The sequence below is a fragment of the Pseudoalteromonas sp. S4492 genome (genome assembly GCF_005886115.1).
Classification (GTDB): domain Bacteria; phylum Pseudomonadota; class Gammaproteobacteria; order Enterobacterales; family Alteromonadaceae; genus Pseudoalteromonas; species Pseudoalteromonas gelatinilytica.
In genome coordinates this window covers 67814-78699 of sequence record NZ_PNCP01000017.1, presented here as the reverse complement: position 1 = coordinate 78699, position 10886 = coordinate 67814, and the positions used below count along the sequence as shown (strand labels likewise).

The 10886-nt window shown below is 42.1% G+C and carries 8 protein-coding genes; 6 read left to right on the top strand and 2 right to left on the bottom strand.

The genetic code is table 11. The features are described 5' to 3' along the window. Positions 1 to 411: 411 nt before the first annotated feature. The 4 genes from secA (at position 412) to CWC28_RS05215 (ending at position 7136) form a co-directional block, all read left to right on the top strand. Positions 412 to 3120, top strand: coding sequence for a preprotein translocase subunit SecA (gene secA, locus CWC28_RS05230; RefSeq protein ID WP_138624840.1), 2709 nt, complete (start codon positions 412 to 414; stop codon positions 3118 to 3120). A gap of 62 nt (positions 3121 to 3182) precedes the next feature. Then, positions 3183 to 3584 carry an 8-oxo-dGTP diphosphatase MutT gene (gene mutT / locus CWC28_RS05225; protein ID WP_105180733.1) on the top strand — a complete coding sequence of 134 codons (402 nt, stop codon included), beginning with the start codon at positions 3183 to 3185 and terminating at the stop codon, positions 3582 to 3584. Between the two features lie 814 nt (positions 3585 to 4398). After that, positions 4399 to 6471: a M13 family metallopeptidase gene (locus tag CWC28_RS05220; protein ID WP_105182065.1), complete on the top strand. Its 2073-nt coding sequence runs from the start codon at positions 4399 to 4401 to the stop codon at positions 6469 to 6471. Positions 6472 to 6683: 212 nt separating this feature from the next. After that, positions 6684 to 7136 (top strand): REP-associated tyrosine transposase, encoded by a 453-nt coding sequence (locus tag CWC28_RS05215; RefSeq protein ID WP_138624839.1) that lies wholly within the window; start codon positions 6684 to 6686, stop codon positions 7134 to 7136. A 122-nt stretch (positions 7137 to 7258) separates the two neighbouring features. Here CWC28_RS05215 and yjgA read toward each other — a convergent pair whose 3' ends face one another. Continuing rightward, positions 7259 to 7780, bottom strand: a complete 522-nt coding sequence (gene yjgA, locus CWC28_RS05210; protein ID WP_063700007.1) for a ribosome biogenesis factor YjgA — start codon at positions 7778 to 7780, stop codon at positions 7259 to 7261. A gap of 137 nt (positions 7781 to 7917) precedes the next feature. Here yjgA and pmbA point away from each other — a divergent pair, with 137 nt between their 5' ends. Both pmbA and CWC28_RS05200 read left to right on the top strand, forming a co-directional pair. Next, entirely contained in the window at positions 7918 to 9255 is a 1338-nt protein-coding gene (gene pmbA, locus CWC28_RS05205; protein WP_063699980.1) for a metalloprotease PmbA, read from the top strand. A 129-nt stretch (positions 9256 to 9384) separates the two neighbouring features. Continuing rightward, positions 9385 to 9801 carry a VOC family protein gene (locus tag CWC28_RS05200; protein WP_063699978.1) on the top strand — a complete coding sequence of 139 codons (417 nt, stop codon included), beginning with the start codon at positions 9385 to 9387 and terminating at the stop codon, positions 9799 to 9801. Positions 9802 to 10131: 330 nt separating this feature from the next. Here CWC28_RS05200 and CWC28_RS05195 read toward each other — a convergent pair whose 3' ends face one another. Then, entirely contained in the window at positions 10132 to 10791 is a 660-nt protein-coding gene (locus CWC28_RS05195; RefSeq protein WP_105174979.1) for a LiaF domain-containing protein, read from the bottom strand. Positions 10792 to 10886: the final 95 nt, after the last annotated feature.

Below are 10886 nucleotides of genomic sequence, written 5' to 3'. Positions count from 1 at the left end.
CTCGCACCTCGTTCCTCACATCTCGCACCTCGTTCCTCACATCTCGCATCTCGTCCCTCGCATCTCGTCCCTCGAATCGCCTTTTTTCTCCCCTTATCTTGATTTTATTCTTATTGTCGCCATATCTACTCAGTAGTTTAATTTTCGTGATTTTTTCGGGGTTAAACTAAAGTTTACGGCTGATTTTTAAATTTTCTTGCTGAAAATCCATATCTTCACACACAGAAGGTTTGATGTTGCGCAGACTCTGGTATGATAGCGCACGAAATAAGCGGTGTTTTGAACAGCGTACTGATAAATTGTTAATTAATATGCCCTACATCATGAGCATAAGCGCATATTAATTATCAATTGAAGAAAGTGGGTTAGCTAATGACTAGCTAACAAAGAATATATTGTAACGGTTTTATCATGATATCTAATTTATTTACCAAGATTTTTGGTAGTCGCAATGACCGCACTATTAAAAACCTAAGAAAGACGGTCGCACTGATCAATGCGCTTGAAACGCAATTAGAAGCGCTTTCTGATGAAGATCTAAAAGCAAAAACAGCAGAATTTAGAGAGCGTTACGATAACGGACAAATCCTAGATGACATTTTACCAGAAGCATTTGCTGTGGTACGTGAAGCATCTAAGCGTGTAAACGGCATGCGTCACTTCGACGTACAGCTACTAGGTGGTATGGTTTTACATCAAGGTCGCATTGCAGAAATGCGTACTGGTGAAGGTAAAACACTAACTGCAACATTACCTGCATACCTTCGCGGTTTAACAGGTAAGGGTGTTCACGTAATTACCGTGAATGACTATCTTGCAAAACGTGACGCCGAAACTAACCGCCCATTATTTGAATTCTTAGGCCTAACAGTTGGCTGTAACGTACCTGGTATGATGCCGCAGCAAAAGAAAATCGCTTACGCTGCTGACATTACTTACGGTACCAATAACGAATTTGGCTTTGATTATCTTCGCGATAACATGGCATTTAGCATTGAAGAACGTGTACAACGCCCACTTTACTACTCAGTAGTGGATGAGGTGGATTCAATCCTAATCGATGAAGCGCGTACGCCGCTAATTATCTCAGGTCCAGCTGAAGACAGCTCTGAGCTTTACATCGAAATCAATAAAATCGTGCCAGAACTTGAGCTACAAGAAAAAGAAGATGAAGAAGGCGTTGAAGGTGACGGCGACTTCACTATCGATGAAAAATCTAAGCAAGTTCACTTAACTGAACGTGGTCAAATTAAAGTAGAAGAACTATTGATTGAGCGAGGCTTAATTCAAGAAGGTGATTCACTTTACTCAGCTTCAAGCATCACATTATTAAGCCATGTGTATGCGGCACTTCGTGCTCACAAGCTATATCAAAAAGACGTTGATTACGTTGTTAAAGAAAACGAAGTTATCATCGTTGATGAGCACACTGGCCGTACAATGGAAGGTCGTCGTTGGTCAGAAGGCTTACACCAAGCTGTTGAAGCGAAAGAAGGTGTACGCATTCAAAACGAAAACCAAACATTGGCATCAATCACATTCCAAAACTACTTCCGTTTATACGAAACACTAGCGGGTATGACAGGTACAGCAGACACAGAAGCGTTTGAGTTCCAGTCTATCTATGGTCTAGATACAGTAGTAATGCCAACTAACAAGCCGATGATCCGTGATGATCGTGCTGACCTTGTCTACTTAACACAAGAAGAAAAGTACGAAGCCATTCTTGCTGATATCAAAGATTGTCAAGAACGCGGCCAACCAGTACTTGTGGGTACTATTTCTATCGAAAGTTCTGAGTACTTATCGCAGTTCTTACGTAAAGAAAAAATTAAGCACAACGTACTAAATGCTAAGTTCCACGCACAAGAAGCTGACATCGTTGCCGATGCAGGTTTACCAGGCACAGTAACCATTGCGACTAACATGGCCGGTCGTGGTACCGATATCGTGTTAGGTGGTAACTGGCACAGCGAAGTTGAAAAGCTAGAAAACCCAACTGATGAACAAATCAAAGCGATTAAAGATGAGTGGCAAAAACGCCACGATGCAGTAATCGAAGCGGGTGGTTTACACATCATTGGTACTGAGCGTCACGAATCTCGTCGTATCGATAACCAGCTACGTGGTCGTTCTGGTCGTCAAGGTGATGCTGGTTCAAGCCGTTTCTACCTATCAATGGACGACGCGCTAATGCGTATCTTCGCTGGTGAGCGCATGACTAACATGATGCGTAAACTAGGTATGCAACGCGGCGAAGCAATTGAGCACCCTTGGGTTAACCGCGCAATCGAAAACGCACAACGTAAAGTTGAAGCACGTAACTTCGACGTTCGTAAACAATTACTTGAGTACGATGATGTAGCAAACGACCAACGTCGTGTTGTTTACTCACAACGTAACGAGCTTCTTGAAGAAGGCGATATTTCAGAAACTATCACTGCCATTCGCAGCGATGTACTAAACGGTACAATTGATCAATACATTGCACCGCAAAGCTTAGCTGAAATGTGGGATATCCCAGGCCTTGAAGAGCGCTTAAAACAAGATTTCTTAATCGAGCTGCCAATTTCACAATGGTTAGCTGACGATAACAAACTATACGAAGAGAAACTTCGTGAGCGTATCGAAGAAGCGGTTGAGCAAGCATACAAGCAAAAAGAAGAGATGGTAGGCGAGTCTGTACTACGTCAATTCGAAAAAGCGATTATGCTACAAAGCCTAGACCAACATTGGAAAGATCATTTAGCTGCGATGGACCACCTTCGTCAAGGTATCCACTTACGTGGTTACGCACAGAAGAATCCTAAGCAAGAGTACAAGCGTGAATCATTCGAACTATTCTCTGAAATGCTTGAGAACTTAAAAATCGACGTTGTGGGTATTTTAAGTAAAGTACAAGTTCGCGCTGAAGAAGATGTTGAGAAAGTTGAAGAGCAACATCGCCGTAGCGAAAATGCACCGCGCGAATACCAACACGAAGAAGCTGAGCACATTGGTGGCGAATTACCTCAAGGTGCTGTAGTAACTCAACGTGCAGAGCCAAAAGTTGGCCGTAACGAGCCGTGCCCTTGTGGTTCAGGTAATAAATTTAAGCAGTGTTGCGGTAAATTAAAATAACCAAAACACGGTGATAAAAAGCGACGCTTGCGTCGCTTTTTTTATGAATAAGGAAACAACAAATGACTAAAAAAGTAGTGCATGTTGCAGTCGGTGTTATTTATAAAGATCAGCAATTATTTATTTGTAAGCGCCCAGACGACAAACATCAAGGCGGCTTATGGGAATTCCCAGGTGGTAAAGTAGAACAGGGCGAAAGCGTGTTTGCAGCGTTACAGCGTGAGCTATTAGAAGAAGTAAACCTAACCGTAAATGGTAGTGAAGAGCTGATGGTTATTGAACATGACTACGGCGATAAATGCGTACGCTTAGATGTGCACATTGTTGATGATTTCACTGGCACGGCTCATGGTGCAGAAGGCCAACAAGGTAAATGGGTTGCACTTAGCGAGCTTGATGATTACAGCTTCCCAGCCGCCAATGTTGAGATTATCGAAAAGATAAAGAAAAAGTATCAAGGGTAAATAACCAAAGTTAGCGAGGGGAAGCTTGTAGGTGTGAAGTTTATTAAGCCATCAGCTTTCAGCTGTCAGTTTCTAGCCGAGCGGCATTGTTTGCGGGTTCTTTATTAATTTGCAGACTTGGTGATGAATGTAAGACGCGCCAAGCAAGCGTGACGCCTACGTTTGATGTAGGCGTGAAATTTAAGGAGCCGTCAGCTTTCAGCTGTAAGTTTCTAGCCCAACGGTGTTGTTTGTAGGCCTTTGCCAAAGACTCATCTCGTAGGAGGTACTTTAGTGCCGAAAAACAATTCACGGCTAAAGCCGTTCCCACGTTTTGATGAATGGGTAAAACCGTAGCAGCGGGTTTATCCCGCGTTATCTTTGAATATCTGTCAGTTTCTAGCCGAACGATGTTGTTTGCAGGCCTTTGCCAAAGACTCACCTCGTAGGAGGTACTTTAGTGCCGAAAAACAATTCACGGCTAAAGCCGTTCCTACGTTTTGGTGAAAGGGTAAAATTGTAGCAGCGGGTTTACCCCGCGTTATCTTTTGTATATTGCGCGATATAAAATCGTACCTACAATGCGACCACTAACCACTAACCACTAACCACTAACCACTAACCACTAACCACTAACCACTAACCACTAACCACTTAATCTCCCCCTCCCATCGCTCAAAAATGCGACTCATCTTGTTTTGATAAGAATTGTTACATATTCGGTTTTATTGTTTTGCTCGAGAGGTTTATTATGGAGAAAGCGAAAAACTAATGATTAATTAGGTTTGCTAGTTTTTCGATAAATACATCAAAAAATAATTAGTACGGGACTCCCATGAAAAAAGTAACACTTACCGCGGCAAGTATTGCACTAGCCCTCGGTCTTGTTGGTTGTGGTGAAAAAGAACAAGAAACTAAAGCACCAGCAACTGCGGCCGTAACTGAAGCAAAAGCACCTTTAAATTCAGGTATTGAACTGGCGAACATGGACAAATCTGTTCGCGCACAAGATGACTTTTACTATCACGTAAACGGCGAATGGTTAGAGAAAACAGAAATTCCAGGTGATAAATCAAACTACGGTTCATTCACTCAGCTTTACGATGATTCGCAAAAAGCGATGAAAGAAGTATTAGAAAAAGCGGCGGCAAACACTAATGTTAAGCCGGGTTCTGATGAAGCTAAATTAGCTGCATTTTACAACAGCTACATGGACGAAGCAGGTCGTGAAGCGGCAGGTATCAAGCCATTATCACCAGTACTAGAAAGTGTTGATGCAGTTAAGAACAAGTCTGATTTAGTTGCTTTAATGGCTGAACTTCGCATTAAAGGCGGTAGCCTACCGTTTGGTTGGTACGTAAACAACGACGCGAAAAACTCTAGCGAAAACGCGATGTATGTTTATCAGTCTGGTTTAGGTTTACCAGATCGTGATTACTACCTAAAAGATGAAGAGAAATTCACAAAAATCCGTGAAGCTTACCAAGCATACGTAACAGCTATCTTAAGCAAAGCGGGTGTCGCTGATGCTGAAGCAGCAGCTAAAGATATCATTGCGCTTGAAACAAGCATTGCCGATGCGCAGTGGAGCCGTGTAGAAAGCCGTGATGCAACTAAATCTTACAACAAGATGAGCGTTGCAGATGCTAACAAACTTACAGGTGAGTTCGACTTTGCAGCTTACCTTGATGCATCAGGTATCAAAACTGAAGATGTCATCATTCGCCAACCTAGCTACCTAGAAAAATTCGCGGGTATCTACAGCGATACAGATTTAGCAACTTGGCAGAACTACCTTAAGTTCCACTTTGTTAGCAACTACGCTGCATTATTAAATAAAGAGCTAGTCGACCTTAACTTTGATTTCTACAGCACCACACTTCGCGGTGTAACAGAGCAATCACCTCTTTGGAAAAAAGCGGTTGATGCATCGAACGGTGTATTAGGTGAAATGCTAGGTAAAGTATACGTTAAAGACAACTTCCCACCTGAAGCGAAAGCGCGTATGGAAGAGTTAGTTGATAACGTAATCAAAGGTTATGCAGTTGCCATTGAAAACCTTGAGTGGATGAGCCCAGAAACAAAAATCGCGGCTAAAGAGAAACTTGATAAGTTCACGCCAAAAATCGGTTACCCAGATAAATGGAAAGACTATTCTGCACTTGAAGTTAAAGGTGACGACTTAGTAGGTAACTACATTCGCCACAGCGAGTGGGAATATGCAGATATGACCGCAAAACTAGGAAAGCCAGTTGACCGTTCTGAGTGGCACATGACACCACAAACAGTAAACGCTTACTACAACCCTGTGAACAACGAAATCGTATTCCCAGCGGCTATCTTACAACCGCCATTCTTCAACCTAGAAGCTGATGATGCTGTTAACTACGGTGCAATCGGTGCGGTAATCGGTCACGAATTAGGTCACGGCTTTGATGACCAAGGTGCGAAGTACGATGGTGACGGTAACTTACGTAACTGGTGGAGCGACTCAGACCTTAAACAGTTTGAAGAGCGCACAGGTCAGTTAGTTGCTCAGTATAACGAGTACAAACCATTTGAAGATGCAACGGTAAATGGTCAGCTTACATTAGGTGAAAACATTGGTGACTTAGGCGGCTTAACAGTTGCTTATACTGCTTATCAATTATCACTTGGTGATGAAAAAGCGCCTATCATTGATGGCTACACAGGTGATCAGCGTTTCTTCATGGGTTGGTCGCAAATTTGGCGTCGTAAATACCGTGACGAAGAGTTACGTAACCGCCTAATGACAGACCCTCATTCACCAAGCCACTACCGTGTAATCGGTATTCTTTCAAACATGCCAGAATTCTATCAGGCGTTTGATGTGAAAGAAGGCGACAAAATGTATATCAAACCAGAAGATCGCGTAAAAATCTGGTAATTGATTATCGATTTAAAAAAGGCTCTGAGTGAACGCTCAGAGCCTTTTTTGTTTTAGGAGTTGTCAGCTTTCGACGTAGGAGGTGTTTTAACGCCGAAATATTTAGGTGATTATTGTACGCGATGTTCATGGCTAAAGCCGTTCCTACTAGGGTTTAACTTGATTCTGATTCGTCTTTGTCTAGATTTAAGATAATAAATGGAGGGTTATGGATGACCGCACATTATCAAAATCTAAGAAAGCATAGGGTATCAATCCCATTTCATTATTACTCTGTTACCACTTCAACGCTTGATAGAAACTGTTATTTCTCTGATTTTAATAATGCACGAGTTTTAATTAACACTCTAAGGGCTATAGAAGATATTAAAGCTAAAACTATTTGTTTTGTGGTAATGCCTGATCACCTACATTGGTTATTTCAATTACAAGATAAGGTACCTTTAGCTCGGTTGATTCAAGAGGTTAAAGGGAAGAGTTCATATCTCATAAACAAGCCAACATGCTCTAAGCGAAAAATTTGGCAGCCAGGATATTATGATTCTTTAATAAGGAGTGAAGAGCATTTACTTGGAGTATCGAGGTACATCATCGCAAACCCATTGAGGGCTGGAATTGTTAAAAGTGTGCGTGATTACCCTTTTTGGGATTGTATCTATTTGTAGGTAAATTTATTTCTCATGGCTAAAGCCATTCCTACAAGGTTGTAGGAGGCGTTTTAACGCAGAAGTAATTATAAAAAAAGCCGCATAATTTTCATTAGGCGGCTTTCTATAAATGAAGGAAATTAAACCATAATCGCATCTTTAAGATACTGGAATAACTCTTTGTAAGCTTTGGCAGGCTTTTCTGCTTGCACTTCTTTTGCGGCGCTACGCACTAATTGGCGCATTTTTTGGCGTTCAAGAGACGGGTATTGATCAATTGTTGAATTGATCAGGTCGTCACCTTGTTTGATCAAATCATCACGAAGCATTTCAATCTTGTTCAACAAAACATCCGCTTGGTTGTTTTTGTTAAGCATGATGTCGATCATCGCTTGAATTTCATCAACGTTCTCTGTGGTACGTAATACTTTTGCGATGTAGTTTAGGTTACGACGATATGCATCGCTTTTGTCACTCACCTTATCAGAAACAACAAGGGCTTCTTTTAAATCGTGATTGAGCGGTAAACGATCGCGTTGCTTTTTCGGCATTTTCGCGATTTCAGCACCCAGACCATGATATTGCATGGCTTCACGTTTTAATTCGCTTTTTGATACGTAAATAATTTCTTCTTCGATAAGTGGCTTTTTCTTCTTCGCCATAAGGATGCTCATTCAGTAAACTTAACTATTCGCTATTATACGCCATTTAGTTAATGATTAATATTAGCTGATGCAGGTCTCGCAGTGTGTTAGCATTCGTTACACTATAAAAAATATCAGAACCTAGGACACACAAGATGAAAGATCCTATTTATCAACACATTTCTGAAGTGAAAGACGCAGTAAGCGAAGTGCTTGAGCATGCAAAAAAGCTTGGTGCAACAGCAGCAGAAGCGGCGATGTCGAGCACATCAGGTTTGTCTGTCAGCACGCGTATGGGCGAAGTTGAAACAATAGAGTTTAACCAGGACGGTGGCTTAGGTATCAGTGTTTATGTGGGTAATAACAAAGGTTCTGCTTCAACGGCAGACCTAAACCCTAAAACATTACGTACAGTGGTCGAAAAAGCCATTGATATTGCTAAGTTCACTTCTGACGACCCATTTAACGGTATCGCTGATAAAGAGTTGCTTGAGTTTGCACCGCTTGATTTAGATTTATACCACCCGTGGGAAGTAAGCCCAGAGCAAGGTATTGAGCTTTGTCATCAAGCAGAGCAGGCGGCATTAAACGCTGATGAGCGTATTGTAAATTCAGACGGTGCGAGTTTTTCTTCTCACCAAGGTCTACGTGTTTATGGTAACAGCCATGGCATGATTGCAGGTTACCCACGTACGCGTCATAGCATTAGCACTATGGTGATTGGTAAAGATGGCGAGCAAATGCAGCGCGATTCAGCCTATACCGTAGCGCGCCATAAAGATGATTTAAATGACGCTGCAAAAGTGGGTCTTGAAGCCGCAACCGAAACCTTAGCTAAGCTTAATAGCCAAAAGCTAGGTACTATGAAAGTGCCTGTAATCTTTAGAGCAGATATTGCTAACTCATTGTTTGGCCATTTAGTGTCGGCGATTGGTGGTGGCGCGCTTTATCGTAAATCGAGCTTCTTGCTTGATAGCTTAGGGACTAAAGTATTTAGCGATTGCGTGAATATCTCTGAGCGCCCGCATTTATTAAGAGGTTTAGCGTCTTCGCCGTTTGATGCTGAAGGTTTAAAAACTGTAGACCGTGAAATTATTCAAGGTGGTGAGCTGCAAACTTATCTATTAGCTAGCTACGCGGCACGCAAACTATCGATGACACCAACGGGTCATGCTGGTGGTATTCATAACTGGCTAGTTGAACAAACTCATGCCGATTTAAAAGCGCTATTAAAAACTATGGGCACAGGTTTATTAGTAACTGAGCTTATGGGCCAAGGTGTGAACACCGTAACCGGTGATTACTCACGTGGCGCAGCTGGCTTCTGGGTTGAAAATGGTGAAATCCAATACCCAGTCAGTGAAATCACGATTGCTGGTAACTTAAAAGACATGTTTAAAGCGGTAGTAGGCTTAGGTGGCGACATCGAGCGTCGCGGTGGTATTCAAACAGGCTCTGTATTGATTGAACAAATGCAGGTTGCTGGTAGTTGATTCATCAATAATTACTCAATTTTTAAAGCCTCACGTTTGTGGGGCTTTTTTATTTGAAAAAACGCTTTACCTAAACTTAACTTGAGGTTTTATCTTGGTGGCAGTTTAAAAATAAAAAGGAAAACTACCATGTATTTAGAGCACGTAAACCTTGTTGTAAGTAATGTTGATGCCATGCTGCACTTTTATAAAGCCGCATTCCCACATTGGCGTGTGCGTAGCCAAGGTGATAGCACATGGTCAGGCAAACCGCGTAAATGGCTGCACTTTGGTGATGATTACCAATACCTTGCATTAAGCGATAACGGTGAAGCTGAAAACCGTGATTTAGCCGGTCACCAAGTAGGCCTTGCTCATTTTGCCTATGTGACAAACGATATTAATGCTGTCATTGAACGTCTGGTTTCAGCTGGTTATGAAATTGATAAACACGGCCCAGAAAACCCTTATCGTAAAAATGTATATTTCATCGACCCCGCAGGCTTTGAAGTTGAGTTTGTAGAGTATTTCAGTGATATCCCGAGTGAGAGGAATAATGACCAGTGAAGCTTTAAGCCGAATTGTGTTGTTTGTGGGTCTTTACCAAAGGCCTGCCTCGTAGGAGGTACTTTAGTGCCGAAAATTTAAGGAGCCATCAGCTTTCAGTTGTCAGTTTTGAGCCGAGCTGTGTTGTTTATGGGTCAGACATAGGTTGATGGAATAGCGTTGTATGTAAGACGCGCCAAGCAAGCGTGACGCCTACGGTTGATGTAGGCGTGAAATTTATTTCGCGCGTTATCTTATTATATTGCGCGATGTAAAACTGCGGCTACGATAACTAGCACCTAGCACCTAGCACCTAGCACCTAGCACCTAGCACCTAGCACCTAGCACCTTTTACTGCACCTTATTCATTTCTTTCCAACTGGCTTTTAGGCTGTTGGCAAAGCTGATGAACTTTTCTTTCATGGTGCGTTTTACTTTGATCTCAACTGAGCCTAGCCATACATTACCTTCAATGGTGATGGTTGGGCCTTGGCCTTTATTTAAGGCAACTGATTTGTTTTCTACGCTGCCAATCACACTAAACAGTTTAGATACCACATTGACATGTTCTGGCACGTAGATTTCGTCGCTACCTAAAATACAGTTCACATAAATAGTGACATGCTGATGTTGGAAAATCGCTTCGCTAAAGTCGAGTTCGATTGAACCTAAGCAGTTTGTAAGGTGAATTTCTTTTGGTACCACCCATTGGCCGCTACGCTCATTTGAACCCAAAATGCTTCGAAGCTGCAGGCTCTCGTTGTCGCTGCTATGGCTGTAGTGAGGTTTAAATTGCGCATGCTTTTGCGATTTGTAGTCAATATCTGCTTTCAGATCTAAATCAGCAACAAGCTCAACGAGTACTTCGTTGCTGGTGGCCGCCATTGCTTGGTCTAGGCGGCGTTCAAATGCATCAGCTGAAATAACAGCATGACTGTAGTTATAAATGAGTTGATCAATAACTTCTTCTCTTACTTGATCGATTGGGCGATCTTCAAGTTTAACGGCCATGGTAGTTCCCTGTTGTGATTATCAAAGTGATTTTTCTGTTATTCGTTATGTGCAAAGCTTAGGCCAAATTTTATTGTTTGATAAATCAAGTGTTT

Bases quoted from the DNA above. Each gene is read 5' to 3' on its own strand.
- secA (WP_138624840.1), top strand. From the start codon at position 412: ATGATATCTAATTTATTTACCAAGATTTTTGGTAGTCGCAATGACCGC.
- mutT (WP_105180733.1), top strand. From the start codon at position 3,183: ATGACTAAAAAAGTAGTGCATGTTGCAGTCGGTGTTATTTATAAAGAT.
- CWC28_RS05220 (WP_105182065.1), top strand. From the start codon at position 4,399: ATGAAAAAAGTAACACTTACCGCGGCAAGTATTGCACTAGCCCTCGGT.
- CWC28_RS05215 (WP_138624839.1), top strand. From the start codon at position 6,684: ATGACCGCACATTATCAAAATCTAAGAAAGCATAGGGTATCAATCCCA.
- yjgA (WP_063700007.1), bottom strand. From the start codon at position 7,780: ATGGCGAAGAAGAAAAAGCCACTTATCGAAGAAGAAATTATTTACGTA.
- pmbA (WP_063699980.1), top strand. From the start codon at position 7,918: ATGAAAGATCCTATTTATCAACACATTTCTGAAGTGAAAGACGCAGTA.
- CWC28_RS05200 (WP_063699978.1), top strand. From the start codon at position 9,385: ATGTATTTAGAGCACGTAAACCTTGTTGTAAGTAATGTTGATGCCATG.
- CWC28_RS05195 (WP_105174979.1), bottom strand. From the start codon at position 10,791: ATGGCCGTTAAACTTGAAGATCGCCCAATCGATCAAGTAAGAGAAGAA.